Here is a 15,782-nt window from a genome sequence, read left to right on the forward strand (position 1 = left end):
TGACGCGGTGGCGTCAATTACCCGAAAGAGGGAGGGTCAGTCGTGGCGACGGCCGAATGTGGCGAACAATGCGGCCCAGCAGGGCAGTGCGAAAAGCAGCCACGGCATGTTGCGCTGCGGGAAATCAGGCCACAGATGCAGCAGCAGGCCGATGATGCAGGCGGCGAACGAGATTGCTGCGATGCGTGTGCTGAAACGCCCCATCGGGCGACCGGCGCGACGCAGGCGCCAGATGCCGGGTATCAGTAGAAACGCCAGCGGCTGGTAGGCAAGCAGATTGAAATTGCCCCAGGCCGAGCGGTGCAGTGTGAAGGCCCACAGTCCGATCATGAACAGACCGGCGAGGCCAGAGAAGACGCTGAACAATGTGCCGGCAATCACGAACGTAAACCGGGCCTCGCGATGCCGCGTGAACGCGGGCAGCGCCAGCGGAATCGCGAGGAGCAGCCCTGCGATCAGCAGGGGCCAGCGGAGGTCCGGGGCCTCGAATGGCGGAGGCAGCAGCCGGCTCTTCGCGAGGATTTCCTCGCCGTCGACAAGGGGGCGTTCGCTCGCGCCATCACCGATACGTACGCGACGCAGCTCGGCTTCGAGCACCATGGGCAGGAAGGCTTCCTTCCATGCTGTCATCGGCTGGTCGGCGTAAGGCCCGAGGCCAAGATCCATGCCGAGCATCAGCCAGGTCTGGTTACTCATCAGTCGGGCGGTGTGCTCGCGGTAGGTCATGGCGCCGCCCCAGGAGCCCAGCTGGCGGCCAAGCGCGCCGCCGAGTGCCGTGTCGAGTGCGTCGCGCACGCGTGTCGTGCAGTTGTCCGTGTAGTAGTCGTAGTGATAGCCCGCGTTCTCCGGGCGGATGTTCCACAGCATGAAACGGCGCAGTGCGTCTTTCTGTGCGATATCCAGGCTCAGGTGCTGGCGGTGCACATAGCGCCCTTCGCCCGCGTAGAACTCCACATCGGACTGCGTGGTCTCGGCATCCATGCGGTAGGCCATGATGCCGCGCGCGAAGTTGAGGATGAAGCCCTTCTGATCGAAGTCGAAGACGCCGTAGTTGAACGCGATCGCTTCGCCGCTGACGCGGTCACGGATCTCCAGTGCGTCGTGCCCGAACCGTTCCCAGTAGATGTCGCCCGGCCCGTAGGTCATCAGGGAGATATCGAGGTCCGAGGCCGGTGCATCGACGATGCCGGCGCGGGCCATGGGAACGACACAGAGGGCGAGCAGGAAGAGCAGGGCGTGGCGCATGGTCGGGCTTGGATCCTTGCCCGCAGGCATGGCTGTCAGGGGCCGCCGGCCATACGGCCGGCGGTGACGTCATGCGCCGCCGTTGGCGTGCGCGACGTGGAACTGCTGGACGCGACGGTCGTCGGCTTCGGTAACCCGGAAGAGGAAATCGCCCATGGCGATTTCTTCGCCGGCCGCCGGGAGGTGGCCGAACTCCGAGGTGATCATGCCGCCGATGGTATCGAACTCCTCATCGGAGAACCGTGCACCCGCTATCTCGTTGAAGTCGGCGATGGGGGTGAGGGCGCTCACCGCGAAGCCGCCTTCTTCCAGTGCCTGGACCAGGACCGGATCTTCCTCGTCGTCGTGCTCGTCGTCGATCTCGCCGACGATCTGCTCGAGAACGTCCTCGATCGTGATCAGGCCGGCGACGCCGCCGTATTCGTCCACCACGAGCGCCATGTGATTGCGCGTCAGGCGAAATTCCGCCAGGAGCACGTTCAGGCGCATCGATTCGGGAATGAGCACGGCCGGACGGAGCAGCGCGCGCACATCGCCGCCTTCGCTCTGCCCGTAGTATTTCAGCAGGTCTTTCGCCAGCAGGATGCCCAGCACTTCGTCCTTGTCTTCACCGTGGACGGGGAAGCGGGAGTGCCCGGACTCGACGACGGCGGAAAGGATCTCGGGGAGGGAGGCATCGGCGGCGAGGCTGACGATCTGGGCGCGGGGCACCATGACATCGTCGACGCTGAGCTCGGTCACCTTGATGGCACCCTCGACCATGGTCAGGGTGTCGTTGGAAAGCAGGCCGTTGGCCTGGGCGGTACGCAGTTCCTCGATCAGTTCGTCGCGGTTGCGTGGCTCGCCGGAAAACATATGGCCCAGACGGTCCCACCAGGATCGGTGAGTCGGGCCATGGGTACTACCAGGTTCCTCGTTCATCACTCTTTGCGTTTCTGCCCAAAATGAGCGGAACGGTCAGTCTAACGGAATTCCTGTGACGATTCAGGGCGTGTCCCTACACGGTCTCGTAGGGGTCCGCAATTCCCAGACCCGCCAGCACGCGGGTCTCCAGCGCTTCCATCGTCTCGGCCTCGGCGTCGTCGATGTGGTCGTACCCCAGCAGATGCAGCGTCCCGTGCACCGTCAGGTGCGCCCAGTGATCCGCCGCCTTCTTTCCCTGCTCGGCGGCCTCGCGCGTCACCACGGGCGCGCAGATGACCAGATCGCCGATCAGCGGCAGGTCGACCCCGGGCGGCAGTTCGGCCGGGAACGACAGCACGTTGGTGGCGTAGTCCTTACCGCGGAACTGCAGGTTCAGTGACTGGCCTTCCTCCGCATCGACGATGCGGATCGACAGCTCGGTGCCCTTGCGACGGCGCGCGCCCTTCAACGCCGCCTCGACCCAGCGACGGAAGCTGGCCGGCGCCGGCACACCCTTGCGCGCGGTGGCATACCCGACGGCCACGTCCAGCTGACTCACTTCGCGGCGTCCTGCTTGTCTTCGAACGCCTCGTAAGCACGGACGATCTTGGCCACCAGCGGATGGCGGACCACGTCGCGCGAGGTGAAGAAAGTGAAGCTGATGCCGTCCACGCCGCGCAGCACTTCGACCGCGTGACGAAGACCCGAGCGGATGTGGCGGGGCAGGTCGACCTGGGAGACGTCGCCCGTGATCACCGCGACCGAGCCGAAGCCGATACGGGTCAGGAACATCTTCATCTGTTCGACGGTGGTGTTCTGCGCTTCGTCGAGGATGACGTAGGAATCGTTGAGCGTGCGGCCACGCATATACGCCAGCGGCGCGATCTCGATCACGTTGCGCTCGATCAGCTTGCCGACCTTCTCGAAGCCGACCATCTCGTACAGCGCGTCATACAGAGGGCGCAGGTAGGGATCGATCTTCTGGCTGAGGTCGCCGGGCAGAAAGCCGAGCTTTTCGCCGGCCTCGACCGCGGGGCGCACCAGCAGCACGCGCTGTACGCGGTTGGCTTCCAGTGCCTCGATGGCGCTGGCCACGGCCAGATAGGTCTTGCCGGTACCGGCCGGACCTACGCCGAAGTTGATGTCGTGCGTGGTGATGGCGTGCAGGTAGCGCGCCTGGTTGGCGCCACGGCCTTTGATGACGCCGCGCTTGACCTTGATGACGACTTCCTGCGAAGACTCCGCCGACTCGTCGTTGATCGCGTCGATGCCCGATTCGGCCAGATGCAGATTGATCGCGGCACCGTTGAGCACTTCGGTTTCCGTCGCGGCGTACAGCGCGCGGATGACTTTCTCGCCCGCGCGGGCCGAGCCTTCGTCACCGATGACACGGAAGATAGCGCCGCGATGATCCACCTCGACGCCCAGGCGCAGTTCGATCTGGCGCACGTGTTCATCCAGCGGGCCACACAGGTTCGCCAGGCGGGTGTTGTCTTCGGGATCGAGGGTAAAATCGCGTTGCGAAAGACCAGGATTCATGCGACCGCAACCTCGTCCGCCAGCAGCACCCGACCACGCAGCGAGTTGCTCATCGCCTCGGTGATCGTGACGTCCACGAACTGGCCGATCATCCGCGGATGTCCCGGGAAGTTCACATAGCGCATGTTTTCCGTCCGTCCGCTGAGTTCGTTGGGATCGCGGCGGCTGGGCTTCTCGACCAGTACCCGCTGCACGGTGCCTACCATGGCCTCGTTGATCTTGCGCGCGTTCTCGTTGATCGCCGCCTGCAGCCGGCTCAGACGCGCGTGCTTCACCTCGGCCGGAGTCTCGTCGGCGAGGTTTGCCGCCGGCGTACCGGGTCGCGACGAGAAGACGAACGAGAAGCTCTGGTCGAAGCCGATATCGTCGATCAGCTTCATCGTCTTCTCGAAGTCGTCGTCCGTCTCGCCGGGGAAGCCGACGATGAAGTCCGACGACACGCAGATATCCGGTCGCACCGCGCGCAGCTTGCGGATGCGCTGCTTGAATTCCAGCGCCGTGTAGCCGCGCTTCATGGCCGCAAGGATGCGGTCCGAGCCCGCCTGCACCGGAAGGTGCAGATAGTTGGCCAGCTGCGGCACGTTGGCGTAGGCCTCGATCAGCGAGTCCGAGAACTCCAGCGGATGCGATGTCGTGAAACGAATGCGGCCGATACCGTCGATCTGCGCGATGGCGTGGATCAGCACCGACAGGTCGGCGACGTCGCCGTCGTGCATCGGGCCACGATACGCGTTGACGTTCTGGCCGAGCAGGTTGACCTCGCGTACGCCCTGTTCGGCGAGCTGGGCCACCTCGACGATCACATCGTCGAACGGCCGGCTGATCTCTTCGCCGCGCGTGTAAGGCACCACGCAATACGAGCAGTACTTCGAGCAGCCTTCCATGATCGAGACGAAGGCCGTCGGGCCCTCGGCGCGGGGTTCCGGCATGCGGTCGAACTTCTCGATTTCCGGGAAGCTGATGTCGACCTGCGACTTGCCGGTGGCGCGCTGGGCTTCGATCATCTGCGGCAGGCGGTGCAGGGTCTGCGGGCCGAAGACGAGGTCGACGTGCGGCGCGCGCTTGAGGATGGCGTCGCCTTCCTGCGAGGCGACGCAGCCGCCGACTCCGATCAGTACGGGCTTGCCGTTGGCCTTGTGCGCCTTCCAGCGACCGAGCTGGCTGAAGACCTTCTCCTGCGCCTTTTCGCGGATGGAACACGTGTTGACGAGGATGACGTCGGCCTCGTCCTCGTTCTGCGTGAGTTCCAGGCCATGGGACGCCGCCAGCACGTCGGCCATCTTGGCCGAGTCGTACTCGTTCATCTGGCAGCCGTGGGTCTTGATGAAAAGCTTGCCGCTCATGGGCCGGGTTACCGTGTTTCGTGGGGAGTTTCCGAACCGCGCAGTTTACTCTGCCCCCGGGTCCGTTGCCAGTTGGCCGCCGTGGATCAATGACTTGCGTGAAGAACGTCACGTTTGCGGCCCTTGGCAGCGCTGGGGTGCTCGGGCAAACTCGCGCCCATGGTTGACGACGCGACGCCAGGGGAAAGCGCCGGCCATCACGCCCGCCGTTTCCTGACCTCCCGGACGGCCCTGCGAAGGGTCGCGGGCGCCTGCGTCCTGCTGCTGGGACTGCTGGCCGGGCCGGCGTCGGCGGGTGCGCTCTACCGTTGCATCGGTAGTACGGGAGAGACGGTTTTCTCCGGCGGCACCACGGGCTACAAGGACTGCAAGCGCATCGGCAGCACGGGCTCCTCGCGTCCGGCGCGGCCCATCGCTTTGCCCAACGCGCCGCAGAAGGCCGTCTTCGAACCGGTCGCCGGCCCCCCGTCGCTTAAAGGCGTGATCGGCTCCGTGGTACTGGCGCCCGCCGCCGCCGTGCCTTCGCTGGCCGGCGTGACCGGTGGCGTGGTCGGCGGAGCGGATGGTACCGAGCGCGAACCGCTGGCCCTGCCTCCCGTGACCGCGCCGAAAGGGCAGTGGGACTATAAGGAGTCGGCGAGTACCGATTTAACGGCGGCGGTTGCGCCTGCCGCACCTCAGGGCTCGCGGGTCTTGCGTGGCGCGGTCTACCGGATCACCCGGGCGGACGGCGGCGTCGAGTACACCAATATTCCGCCGGGCGGCGGCGGTCAGGGATCGAGCATCAAGATGCTCTTTACTTATATCGCCACCTGCGCCGCCTGCGACGTGCATTCGAAGGTCGACTGGAACAACGTCGGTCTGAATCTGGTCGCGTACGGCGACGCGATCCGCTCGGCGAGCAGCGAGTTCAGCGTGGACGAGGCACTGCTGCGCGCGGTCATTCACGCCGAGAGCGCGTTCAACCCGCGCGCGCTGTCCGTGGCCGGCGCGCAGGGGCTGATGCAGCTGATTCCGGGTACCGCGCGCGACATGGGCGTGCTGGATGCCTTCGACGCCAATCAGAATATTCGCGGCGGGGCGCGTTATCTCGCGCTGTTGCTGAAGACCTTCAACGGCAACGAGCGCCTCGCCGCGGCGGCGTACAACGCCGGACCCGGTGCGGTGCAGAAGTACAACGGCGTGCCGCCTTATGACGAAACGCAGGTCTATGTCGAGCGCGTCGGCGTGCTGCGCAAGCGCTACGGCGATATGTTGAAGAGCCGCCCCAGCACCGGCGTCCCCCTGGCCGACAACCGAATGTAGCAGCGCGCTCCTACCTGGTGGCGCCCTGGAGCGCCTGCATCGGTGCCGTGGGCGGCCGCTGCGCCAGCGTTACGGTCGTGTTGAACGCCGCACCGTTGCGCAGCCCGGAGACCTGCACCGGATCGCCCGGCTTCAGCGAGGCCTCGTGCCGGCGCAGATCCGACGGGTCGAGGATGTCCTCATCGCCGATGCGCAGCAGCACGTCGCGTTGCTGGATGCCCGCGAGGGCGGCGGGGCCGCCCGGGGACACGTCGTTGACCACGACACCGCGCGCCGCCGAAGGCAGGCCGCTGTCGGCGGAAACCGGGACGGCGCCGTAGTCGGCACCGATCCAGCCACGCACGACGTGGCCGGTCTGTATGATCTGGTCCAATACCTCGCGTGCGCTCTGCACGGGGATGGCGAAACCGATGCCTTCGGCGCCGACCGCCTGACCGATCAGCGACGTATTGATGCCGACGAGCTCGCCGTGCGCATTGACGAGCGCGCCGCCCGAGTTGCCGAAGTTGATCGCGGCGTCGGTCTGGATGAAGTTTTCCAGGCTGGACAGATTGAGCTGGCGACCGATGGCACTGACGATGCCCATGGTCACCGTCTGGCCGATGCCGAAGGGGTTGCCGATGGCCAGCACCACGTCGCCGACCCGGGGACGGCTCTCGGCGTCGGTCATGTGGATCGCCGGCAGGTTGCCCGCGTCCACCTTGAGTACCGCGAGGTCCGTCTCATCGTCCGAGCCCACGACCCGGGCCTTGGCCACCCGGCCGTCGTAGAGCAGCAGCTGGATGTCGTCGGCGTTGGCGATCACGTGGTTGTTGGTCAGGACGTAGCCATCTTCCCTGACGATGACGCCCGAGCCGAGGTTCTGCTGACGCCGCGTACGCGCCGGGCCGGTGGGCACGCTGAAGATGCGCTGCAACACGGGATCGGAGTAGAGCTCGCGCGGCTGCTCGGTCACCAGCTTGTTCGCATAGATGTTGACGACCGACGGCGCGGCCTTGGCCACGGCATCGGCATACGACACGGGACCCGTGCCCGCCCCGGGAGCGGCCGGCTCGACCGCGGCAGGCTCGTGTTCGGTGACCGGCGGCGTGAAACGCTCACGAAGAAAAGCGCCGCTGCCTGGCCAGAACAGGCCGATGACGAAGGCGACGGCAAGGCCGAGCACGACGAAACGGGCGACGAAGGCAAGCGTACGAGCGGCGTGGTTCATGGAGTAGCGAGGGGTCCTGTCGTCCGGTTTTGCCGAATTTTCCGCATCCTGGCGGGCACTTGGCAGCCCCATCCGTCATGGGGGACAGGGGAAGGTTCAGTTTATTGTACGTGGCTGGTGCTGCCGTTACACTGACTCGATTTAGCGGAAGCCGATTTCCGATACGAGCCGGCGATAGGGGTCCGCATTCTCAATGGCATAAGTTCCGGAGAGCCTGATGGCGAACGAATTCGTCGATCACGGCCGCCGTCGCTTCCTCACCACAACGACCGCGGTCGTTGGCGGAGTCGGGGTAGTCGCGGCGATCGTGCCCTTCATTAAGTCGTGGGAACCAAGCGCAAGGGCAAAGGCAGCAGGAGCGCCTGTTACGGTCGACATCAGTGCCATCGAGGCGGGGCAGAAGGTCACCTTCGCCTGGCGCAGCCTTCCGGTCTTCGTCGTCAATCGCAGCAAGGACCAGCTGGCCCAGCTGAAGGGCCTCGAGCCCCGTCTGCTGGACCCGCAGTCGTCCGATTCGGCCCAACAGCCGAAGTACGCGACCAACGAGAACCGTTCCATCAAGCCCGAGTGGCTGGTCGTCATCGGCCTGTGCACCCACCTGGGCTGCGTGCCGGACTTCGTGCCCGACATCAAGCCCGAGCCGTTCGACGCGAACTGGAAGGGCGGCTTCTACTGCCCCTGCCATAAGTCACGCTATGACTTGTCGGGCCGCGTCTTCGCCGGCGTCCCCGCCCCGAAGAACCTCCCGGTGCCCCCTTATCACTTCGTGGATGACTCGCACATCCAGATCGGTGTCGACCCGGAGGGCAAAAGCTGATGGCCAGCCTTTTCGATTGGGTCAACGAACGCGCGCCGAACCTGGCGCCGACGTTCCGCAAGCACATGACCGAGTACTACGCGCCGAAGAACTTCAATCTCTGGTACTACTTCGGTTCGCTCGCCATGCTGGTCCTGGTCAACCAGATAGTGACCGGCATCTTCCTCACCATGAACTACAAGACGAGTGCGCTCGAAGCGTTCAACTCGGTCGAGTACATCATGCGTGACGTGGAGTGGGGCTGGCTCATCCGCTACATGCACTCTACGGGTGCGTCGCTGTTCTTCGTGGTGGTGTTCCTGCACATGTTCCGCGGGATCATGTACGGCTCGTTCAAGCGACCCCGCGAGCTGGTGTGGATCCTGGGCATGCTGATCTTCCTCGTGCTGATGGCCGAGGCCTTCATGGGCTACGTGCTGCCGTGGGGCAACATGTCGTTCTGGGGCGCGAAGGTCATCATCTCGCTGTTCGGCACCATTCCTTATATCGGCTCGTCGCTGGTGGAATGGATCATGGGCGATTTCCTGCCCGCCGACGCCACGTTGAATCGCTTCTTCGCGCTGCACGTCATCGCGCTGCCGCTGGTGCTCCTGCTGCTGGTGGTGCTGCACCTCGCCGCGCTGCACGAGGTGGGTTCGAACAACCCGGACGGCGTCGACGTCAAGCATGGCCCGAAGGGCAATCGCTGGGACGCCGACAAGCCGAAGGATGCCGTGCCGTTCCATCCGTATTACACGGTGAAAGACCTCTTCGGCGTCGGCTTCTTCCTCACCATCGCGGCGTTCATCATCTTCTTCGCGCCGACCTTCGGTGGCTGGTTCCTGGAGCATGACAACTTCACGCCAGCCAACAACCTGGTGACGCCGAGCCACATCAAACCGTCGTGGTACTTCACGCCGTTCTACGCGATCCTCCGCATGATTCCGTCGTTCTTCGGCACGGCGATCTGGGGCGTCATCGGCATGTTCGGCTCGATCCTGCTGCTGGCGCTGCTGCCGTGGATCGATAAGGGAGCGGTGCGCTCCGTGCGCTACCGCGGCCTCGGTTTCCGCATCGCCCTGGGCGTGCTCGTGGTGTCCTTCCTGTCGCTGGGCGCGGTAGGTGCGGGCGTCACGGCGGAGCTGATTCCCGCCTGGTTCCCGCATGCCGACGTCACCACGTGGGAGAACGCCTTCGGTCGCCTGATGGCGCTGGGTTACTTCGGCTTCTTCCTCTTCGTATGGGTCTACACGCGCTTCGGTTTCGAGAAGACCAAGCCGGTTCCGGAACGGGTGACGATGCATGATTAAGCGCTATGTTTTCTCAGTCGCTCTTGCTCTGGGTCTGTTTGTCGCCACGCTGCCCGTCCTTGCCGCCGAAGGTGGCGAGGACCTGCCGTCCGCCGGCACCAACGTCAACGACAGGGCCGCGCTGCAGCGCGGTGCCAGGCTCTTCTTCAACTACTGCGTGGGCTGCCACTCGCTGAAGTACGTGCGCTACTCGCGCCTGGCGACCGACCTCGGCCTGTCCGAAGACGAGGTGATGTCCAACCTCAACTTCACCGGTGCGAAGTTCGGCGAACCGGTGCTTTCGCACATGCCTGCCGACGGCGCCAAGGCCTGGTTCGGCAAGGAGCCGCCGGATCTCTCGCTCGAGGCGCGCGCCAAGGGCGTGGACTTCATCTTCAACTACCTCAACGCGTTTTACCTCGACCCGAGCCGGCCGGTGGGCTGGAACAACACGGTGTTCCCGAATGCCTCCATGCCCAATCCCCTGTGGGAATTGCAGGGCCTTCAGGTGGCGGTGCACGGTGAAGCGAAGCCGGGGCAGGAAGCCACGGTCGAGAAGCTCGAGCTGCAACGTCCGGGTCGCATGACGCCGGACGAATTCAGGGGCGCCACGCGCGATCTCGCTACCTTCCTCGAGTACACGGCCGAGCCCGCCGCACTCGAGCGCCAGTCGGTCGGTGTGTGGGTGATCCTCTTCCTGGCTGGCCTCACGTTTCTCCTGTACCTGGTGAAGCACGAGTACTGGAAAGACGTTCACGAAGAACATTAAGTTAGGGAGGTCGATGCATGGTCCAGAATGCTCGTTCGCGTGCGGCGCTGACTCTGTACACCAGCGCCGACGACATCCATTGTCACCGGACGCGCCTGGTCCTGGCCGCGAAGGGGGTGGCCTATGACCGGATCATCCTCAAGGCGGACGAGCCCACGCCCGACCTGCTCGATCTCAACCCCTACGGCACGCTGCCGACCCTCGTCGACCGGGACCTGACCCTTTACGACACGCTTGTCGTGGTCGAATACCTCGACGAACGCTATCCGCACCCGCCGCTGATGCCGATCGACCCCTTGTCCCGGGCGCGTCTGCGCCTGGCCACGTGGCGGATCGAGAACGACTGGCTGCCCGAGATCGAGACGATCGGGGAGGGCGGTAAGGCGGCGGAGGGCGCGCGCAAGCGATTGCGCGAGCATCTGTTGCTGTCGGAACCGCTGTTCCGTGCCTCGCGGTTCTTCCTCAATCCGGAAATGAGCCTCATCGACTGCCTCGTCGCCCCCGTGGTCTGGCGCCTGCCGCACCTGGGTGTGGAGCTGGGCAAGGAAGGCAAGGCCATCGTGGACTACGGCGAGCGTCTGTTCCATAGCCAGGGATTCGCCCGCAGTCTCACCCCGGAAGAGCGCGACATGCGCCCGGACTTCAATTTCCTGCCCGGTTAGCGTCTTTCGCCGCGTATCCCTTAAACTGTCGTCATGGATACCAATGAAACCGCAGGCATGACCTCCAATCGGCCTTACCTGCTGCGTGCCATCTACGACTGGATCAGCGACAACGGTCTGACCCCGTACGTCCTCGTCGACGCCGGGCAGCCGGGCGTCAAAGTGCCCGCCCACGTCGTGAAGAACGGCCAGGTGGTGCTGAACCTCGCCATGCGCGCGGTGGCCAATCTGGATCTGGGCAACGACCGGATCGGCTTCCAGGCCCGTTTTTCAGGCGTCAGCCAGCAGATCGTCATCCCCGTGCAGGCCGTATTGGCGCTTTACGCGCAGGAGAACGGCCAGGGCATGATGTTCCCGGTCGACGAGAACGACACCGCGCCGGCCACGGCGATCGAAGCGGTCGACGACACCGACGCCCCACCGCCCACCGGTGGCGACGATGACCGGCCCAAGCGCGGCGCGCCGCACCTTCGGGTCGTCAAATAAAAGAAACCCGCCGGGAGGCGGGTTTTTTGTGCCGGGCGACAGGCCAGCTCCGGTAGGAGCCAGCCCTGCTGGCGATTCCGTATCCCTCAGTGCAACCGCCGCCGATCCGCCAGCGAAATCACGTTCGCCCCATGCACGATCGAATCGGTAGCCACCACGGTCTCCAGCTCGGGCGAATCGGTTCCCGGCAGCGAATAGCTGGCGATCTCGTTCCCCGCCATCCAGAGACGCGCCATCTGCCGCGACTGGCCGTCGATGCTTACTTCAAAGCCGTAGCAGCGCTCGAGGCGGCGGACGCCATCGACCCCCTGGAGCCGCACGCCGCGCAGCCCGACCGACTGATCGAGCAGCTGCAGGCCGTAGCGTTTGCATAGCCCCGTCGCGGCGCGTACGGCGACTTCCCTGGCTCGCGTCAGTCGGTACCAGCTCGCGATACCGCCTGCGAGGACGAGAAGCCAGAAAAGATCGCTGAAAGATGCCATGGCGTCAGTGTGTGGCCGATTCCGCGTGTCTACAAGTCCCTGAGCTGGAAGCTTGCCGCAGGAGCGCACGACAGGGCGCTCCGTCGCAGGAGCGCGCCCTGCGCGCGAAAAGCCAACTCAATCCCCCGGATGCTTCACATCCAGCCGCAGCGACAGATCGATCGCCCGCACATGCTTGGTCAACGCGCCGCTGGAGATGAAATCCACGCCGGTCCGCGCGATCGCGTGAATCGTGTCCAGCTCCACGTTACCCGACACCTCGAGGGGAATCCGCCCGGCGGTATACGCCACGGCCTCGGTCAGCATTGCCGGAGTGAAGTTGTCGAGCAGCGCGCGATCGGCACCCGCCGCGATGGCTTCCGCCAGCTCGTCCATGGTCTCCACCTCGACGATCAGCGGCAGCGTGGGGTGAATGAGGCGCGCCGCGTTGACCGCCGGCCGGATGCCGCCCGCCGCGATGATGTGGTTTTCCTTGAGCATCATCGCGTCGAACAGGCCGATGCGGTGATTGGTACCGCCGCCACAGCGAACGGCGTACTTCTGCGCGCGACGCAGGCCCGGCAGCGTCTTGCGGGTGTCGAGGATACGAGTTGGCGTGCCGGCCAGCGCGTCGACATAGCGCGAGGTCACCGTCGCCGTCGACGAGAGCAGCTGCAGGAAGTTGAGCGCCGTCCGCTCGGCGGTGACCAGGGCACGTGCCTGCCCGGCGAGACGGCAGATGGGCGAGCCGGCGGTCACGCGATCGCCGTCGTGGGCCAGCCACTCGATGCGCACATCCGGGTCGAGCTTGCGGAACGCGGCGTCGAACCAGGCGGTGCCGCAGATCACGGCATTCTCGCGACAGGTCAGGACGGCTGTGGCGGTGGCCTTGGGATCGAGCAGGTCGGCCGTGGCGTCGCCGGGGCCGATGTCTTCGGCGAAGGCGCGATCGATATCGGCAAGGATGTCGGCCGCCGGCGGCAGTGCGTCGGTCAGCGATGGCGAAGCGGTGGAGGTCATCGGAAGGATGCGTCCGTGGAAGAGGGCGCTACCTTATCAAGACTGACCCGCGCGCGGTGTAACCCGCGCGGGTCGGATCAGGCCCTGGCTTAGGCCTCGGGCGTACGCAGCCGCTCGACGATCGCGTCCATCGCACGGTCGAACAGCATCGACGAATCCAGTACGCGCGCGTGGCCGTTGGCGAAGGCCTGCGCGAGACCGCCCAGGCTGTGATCGGCGACCTTCAGACCGCGACGGTTGACGAAGAGATAGCGGCCGCTGATCGGGCTGACCCACGAAAGCTTCGCGCGATCGGTGCTGCCGTCTTCGGCGGTGAACTCGAGCCACTGGCCGACTTTCAGTTCACGGGCCTGAGCGAGATTGCGCTCGTCGAAGGCTTCGTCAGGGAGCGATTCGTCCTCGGGCTCCGGTTCGACCGTTGGTTCTTCGATCGCCTGGATGGCCTCGGGCAAGGGCATCACGCTGGTGACGAGCGTGCCCGATTCCGTCTCCGGCACGGACTCGCCGAGCTGCTGGCGATAGAACGCGTGCAGCTGGGCGAGCAGTTGCTCGGTGTCGGCCTCCTGAAAGGCGACGGCGGCGAGACCGCGACGCAGCGAGCGTTCGATCGACGGCAGAATGGCCCGAAGGTCGCGTCGGCCGTTGAGGTCGTAGACCGGACGCGCGCTGGCGATGAAATCGTCGATGAAGCGCAGCGAGTCGCGGAATTCCTGGGCTTCTTCGCCCTGACGCAGGAGGGTGAGCACGATGTAGTTGGCCCACGCCCGCGTCAGCACGCCGTAGATCAGGGGCGGCAGCGCGGCACCGTCGACGCGGCCGACGATTTCCTGAGCGGCGCGGCGGCGCGCGTGCTCGAGCTTCTCGCGACCGCGGGTGGATTCGGCGACACGCTGCTCGGCGAGTTCCGCGCGCTTGCGGCTGATGTCGAGGAAGTCCTGTAGCTCGGCCGCGAGACGGTTGAAGACGGCGACGTCGTCGTCGAAGTCATGCAGCAGCCGCTCGACGATGGATTTGATCTTGTCGAACAGGCGGCCGTCGCGATCGGCTTCGGCGGACCAGCCCTTGGCCGCATCGGCCAGGGCGTCGAGCAACTGACGCGCCGGGTGCGACTTGTGCGCGAACATCCGGCGGTCGAGCAGCGCGACCTTGAGGTAGGGGATCTGCAGACGCGCGAGCATGACCTGCATCTCGGCCGGCAGGTTGTGATCTTCGAGGATGAACTCGAAAAGCATGCCGACGAGGTCGATGGTGTCTTCGTCCACGCCCGACACGTGTGCGGTCTGCTGACCGCGCAGCTGGCCGATCTGCGCGAGCAGCTGTTCCTTCAGCTGGGCGACGTCACGCGTGACGTCGGCCTGGCTCGCCATCGGCACGGCAGTCCCGGGCATGCCGGCGATCTGGCTCTGCAGCAGGGTCAGCGCACCGAGCAGCTCGGCTGCGCTGGGCAGGGGACCGGTAGGCATCGAAGCGCCTCCGGCGAAGCCCTCGGTGCCGGCCGTGGTACCGCGACGCGCCGAGAACATGGCGTGCAGCGACTGCATGAACTCCGCCGCGGCGGCATCCGTCACCGGTGCGGCCGCCTGCGGAGCGGCCACCACCGACGAGGCCGGGCCCGTCGGGGCGGGCGCATCGCTGCGACGGGTGACGATCTCGTGGCGCAGCTGCGGCAGGACGCCCGCGGCGGCGAGCTCGTTATTGATGTCGTCGTAGAGCTCGTCGATGCCGGCGAGCACGTAGCGATCGAACAGCTTGTAGATGATCAGCTTGACCCGGACCTCGACCATCAGCTCGCGCATGGCCTGGCGGAACGCGGCGGCCAGCGAGGCGGGGCCTACCGGGTTGGACGCGTCGTCCATCCGGGCGCCGCCGCAGATCACCGACAGGCGCTGATTGACGGCAAAGAGGGCGCGCGCAAGGCGCTGCTCGTTCTTGCCGATCATGCTGGTGATCGCGAGAGATTCCTCGAGTTCGTTTTCGCCGACAAGGCTGAGCTCGATATTGGCGAGGGGGCGGGCGTGGGCGTCGGCATCGGGTGCGCGCGTGCGCCCGGCGGAAAAATCGGCCAGATCCCGGGCGACCTGACCCAGGAAGGTGCGCTCGACGATGGCGCGCTTCTTGCGCACTTCACGCATGCCGTCGAAGAACTGGGTCTGCGCGGCGTTGTTCTCGGCCTTTTCGGCCAGATCGAACAGAGCGTCGTCGATGTTCTCGAACATGTTGGTGGCCAGCGCGTGCAGCCGCTTGGTCGCCAGGCCACGCACCGTGACCAGAAGCGCGCCCACACTCTCGCTGCGCGGATCCAGGCGCTGGCTGAGATCGATCACATTGGACGGCTCGCTCGCGTTACTCATCGCGCATCTCTGGATTCAACGGCCCCCGCCTGAGGGGCCATTGTGCGGGAACGAATGCTTTAAATTGTGACGGACGTCACGGATTCTGCGCGAGACCGGATTCCGGAGTAAAGCCCGTCAACTGGAGGGTGCCGATACCCGCTTCGGGGAGCATGACGGGGATGCCGTCCTCGACCCGGTAGACGAGCTGGCCGTCGGTGGTGATCAGGCCTTCGGTCAGTGGCTCGGCCACTTTTTCCCCGGCGACGGTGTCGACCGAGCCGGCGCGGATGGCGCCGTTGAGGTTGTCGCGCTCGGCGGCCGTCAGCGGACGCAGGGGGCGCTTGCTGACCGGGCAGCAGAGGATATCGAGGAGACGCTTGTCCATGAGAGCGGCCGCGGAGGCCAACCTGTAGATCGGGAA

Annotated in this window: 16 protein-coding genes; 6 read left to right on the top strand and 10 right to left on the bottom strand. The window is 65.5% G+C overall.

All coding sequences use genetic code 11. The features are described 5' to 3' along the window. Positions 1-36: 36 nt before the first annotated feature. The 5 genes from FA85_RS15930 to miaB all read right to left on the bottom strand — a co-directional run bounded on the left by FA85_RS15930 (position 37) and on the right by miaB (position 5,030). Positions 37-1,245, bottom strand: coding sequence for a lipoprotein N-acyltransferase Lnb domain-containing protein (locus FA85_RS15930; protein WP_036115021.1), 1,209 nt, complete (start codon positions 1,243-1,245; stop codon positions 37-39). Between the two features lie 69 nt (positions 1,246-1,314). Then, positions 1,315-2,166, bottom strand: coding sequence for a CorC family transporter (locus FA85_RS15935; protein ID WP_036115017.1), 852 nt, complete (start codon positions 2,164-2,166; stop codon positions 1,315-1,317). 76 nt (positions 2,167-2,242) lie between these two features. Continuing rightward, positions 2,243-2,707 (bottom strand): rRNA maturation RNase YbeY, encoded by a 465-nt coding sequence (gene ybeY, locus FA85_RS15940; protein WP_036115015.1) that lies wholly within the window; start codon positions 2,705-2,707, stop codon positions 2,243-2,245. Continuing rightward, positions 2,704-3,687 carry a PhoH family protein gene (locus FA85_RS15945; RefSeq protein ID WP_036115013.1) on the bottom strand — a complete coding sequence of 328 codons (984 nt, stop codon included), beginning with the start codon at positions 3,685-3,687 and terminating at the stop codon, positions 2,704-2,706. The genes ybeY and FA85_RS15945 overlap by 4 nt, the downstream gene beginning before the upstream one ends. Next, a complete protein-coding gene (gene miaB / locus FA85_RS15950) occupies positions 3,684-5,030 on the bottom strand; it encodes a tRNA (N6-isopentenyl adenosine(37)-C2)-methylthiotransferase MiaB (protein WP_036115011.1) in 1,347 nt (448 codons plus the stop codon). Before miaB ends, FA85_RS15945 begins: the two co-directional genes overlap by 4 nt. A gap of 159 nt (positions 5,031-5,189) precedes the next feature. Between miaB and FA85_RS15955 the strand changes: the two genes are divergently transcribed. Next, the gene (locus FA85_RS15955) at positions 5,190-6,335 is read left to right on the top strand and encodes a lytic transglycosylase domain-containing protein (protein WP_051943874.1); all 1,146 of its coding nucleotides are present in this window, start codon (positions 5,190-5,192) and stop codon (positions 6,333-6,335) included. Positions 6,336-6,345: 10 nt separating this feature from the next. Here the strand turns inward: FA85_RS15955 and FA85_RS15960 are convergent, their stop codons facing one another. Continuing rightward, positions 6,346-7,545: a S1C family serine protease gene (locus FA85_RS15960; RefSeq protein WP_036115008.1), complete on the bottom strand. Its 1,200-nt coding sequence runs from the start codon at positions 7,543-7,545 to the stop codon at positions 6,346-6,348. Positions 7,546-7,762: 217 nt separating this feature from the next. Between FA85_RS15960 and petA the strand changes: the two genes are divergently transcribed. The 5 genes from petA to FA85_RS15985 are packed head-to-tail and all read left to right on the top strand — an operon-like array spanning position 7,763 to position 11,547. Beyond that, on the top strand, positions 7,763-8,362 hold the full coding sequence (gene petA / locus FA85_RS15965; protein WP_036115004.1) for a ubiquinol-cytochrome c reductase iron-sulfur subunit: 600 nt from the start codon (positions 7,763-7,765) through the stop codon (positions 8,360-8,362). Beyond that, positions 8,362-9,651 (top strand): cytochrome b, encoded by a 1,290-nt coding sequence (locus FA85_RS15970; protein ID WP_036115002.1) that lies wholly within the window; start codon positions 8,362-8,364, stop codon positions 9,649-9,651. The genes petA and FA85_RS15970 overlap by 1 nt, the downstream gene beginning before the upstream one ends. Beyond that, positions 9,644-10,399, top strand: coding sequence for a cytochrome c1 (locus tag FA85_RS15975; RefSeq protein WP_176167731.1), 756 nt, complete (start codon positions 9,644-9,646; stop codon positions 10,397-10,399). Before FA85_RS15970 ends, FA85_RS15975 begins: the two co-directional genes overlap by 8 nt. A 17-nt stretch (positions 10,400-10,416) precedes the next feature. Further along, positions 10,417-11,061 carry a glutathione S-transferase N-terminal domain-containing protein gene (locus FA85_RS15980; protein ID WP_036114998.1) on the top strand — a complete coding sequence of 215 codons (645 nt, stop codon included), beginning with the start codon at positions 10,417-10,419 and terminating at the stop codon, positions 11,059-11,061. Positions 11,062-11,118: 57 nt separating this feature from the next. Then, entirely contained in the window at positions 11,119-11,547 is a 429-nt protein-coding gene (locus tag FA85_RS15985; protein ID WP_079520840.1) for a ClpXP protease specificity-enhancing factor, read from the top strand. Between the two features lie 86 nt (positions 11,548-11,633). Here FA85_RS15985 and FA85_RS15990 read toward each other — a convergent pair whose 3' ends face one another. From FA85_RS15990 to FA85_RS16005, 4 genes are all read right to left on the bottom strand, one after another. After that, a complete protein-coding gene (locus FA85_RS15990) occupies positions 11,634-12,029 on the bottom strand; it encodes a DUF3301 domain-containing protein (RefSeq protein ID WP_036114991.1) in 396 nt (131 codons plus the stop codon). 117 nt (positions 12,030-12,146) lie between these two features. Beyond that, on the bottom strand, positions 12,147-13,028 hold the full coding sequence (gene nadC / locus FA85_RS15995) for a carboxylating nicotinate-nucleotide diphosphorylase (RefSeq protein ID WP_036114988.1): 882 nt from the start codon (positions 13,026-13,028) through the stop codon (positions 12,147-12,149). 89 nt (positions 13,029-13,117) lie between these two features. Then, on the bottom strand, positions 13,118-15,379 hold the full coding sequence (locus FA85_RS16000; protein WP_036114986.1) for a DUF1631 domain-containing protein: 2,262 nt from the start codon (positions 15,377-15,379) through the stop codon (positions 13,118-13,120). A 76-nt stretch (positions 15,380-15,455) separates the two neighbouring features. Then, positions 15,456-15,746, bottom strand: a complete 291-nt coding sequence (locus FA85_RS16005) for a Trm112 family protein (RefSeq protein WP_036114983.1) — start codon at positions 15,744-15,746, stop codon at positions 15,456-15,458. Positions 15,747-15,782: the final 36 nt, after the last annotated feature.

Source organism: Luteibacter mycovicinus (assembly GCF_000745235.1).
GTDB lineage: Bacteria > Pseudomonadota > Gammaproteobacteria > Xanthomonadales > Rhodanobacteraceae > Luteibacter > Luteibacter mycovicinus.

Coding starts and splice junctions, on each gene's coding strand:
- FA85_RS16005 (WP_036114983.1), bottom strand. CDS start 15,746: ATGGACAAGCGTCTCCTCGATATCCTCTGCTGCCCGGTCAGCAAGCGC.
- FA85_RS15945 (WP_036115013.1), bottom strand. CDS start 3,687: ATGAATCCTGGTCTTTCGCAACGCGATTTTACCCTCGATCCCGAAGAC.
- nadC (WP_036114988.1), bottom strand. CDS start 13,028: ATGACCTCCACCGCTTCGCCATCGCTGACCGACGCACTGCCGCCGGCG.
- FA85_RS15930 (WP_036115021.1), bottom strand. CDS start 1,245: ATGCGCCACGCCCTGCTCTTCCTGCTCGCCCTCTGTGTCGTTCCCATG.
- FA85_RS15955 (WP_051943874.1), top strand. CDS start 5,190: ATGGTTGACGACGCGACGCCAGGGGAAAGCGCCGGCCATCACGCCCGC.
- petA (WP_036115004.1), top strand. CDS start 7,763: ATGGCGAACGAATTCGTCGATCACGGCCGCCGTCGCTTCCTCACCACA.
- miaB (WP_036115011.1), bottom strand. CDS start 5,030: ATGAGCGGCAAGCTTTTCATCAAGACCCACGGCTGCCAGATGAACGAG.
- FA85_RS15970 (WP_036115002.1), top strand. CDS start 8,362: ATGGCCAGCCTTTTCGATTGGGTCAACGAACGCGCGCCGAACCTGGCG.
- FA85_RS15980 (WP_036114998.1), top strand. CDS start 10,417: ATGGTCCAGAATGCTCGTTCGCGTGCGGCGCTGACTCTGTACACCAGC.
- FA85_RS15935 (WP_036115017.1), bottom strand. CDS start 2,166: ATGAACGAGGAACCTGGTAGTACCCATGGCCCGACTCACCGATCCTGG.
- FA85_RS15985 (WP_079520840.1), top strand. CDS start 11,119: ATGACCTCCAATCGGCCTTACCTGCTGCGTGCCATCTACGACTGGATC.
- FA85_RS15960 (WP_036115008.1), bottom strand. CDS start 7,545: ATGAACCACGCCGCTCGTACGCTTGCCTTCGTCGCCCGTTTCGTCGTG.
- FA85_RS15975 (WP_176167731.1), top strand. CDS start 9,644: ATGATTAAGCGCTATGTTTTCTCAGTCGCTCTTGCTCTGGGTCTGTTT.
- FA85_RS15990 (WP_036114991.1), bottom strand. CDS start 12,029: ATGGCATCTTTCAGCGATCTTTTCTGGCTTCTCGTCCTCGCAGGCGGT.
- FA85_RS16000 (WP_036114986.1), bottom strand. CDS start 15,379: ATGAGTAACGCGAGCGAGCCGTCCAATGTGATCGATCTCAGCCAGCGC.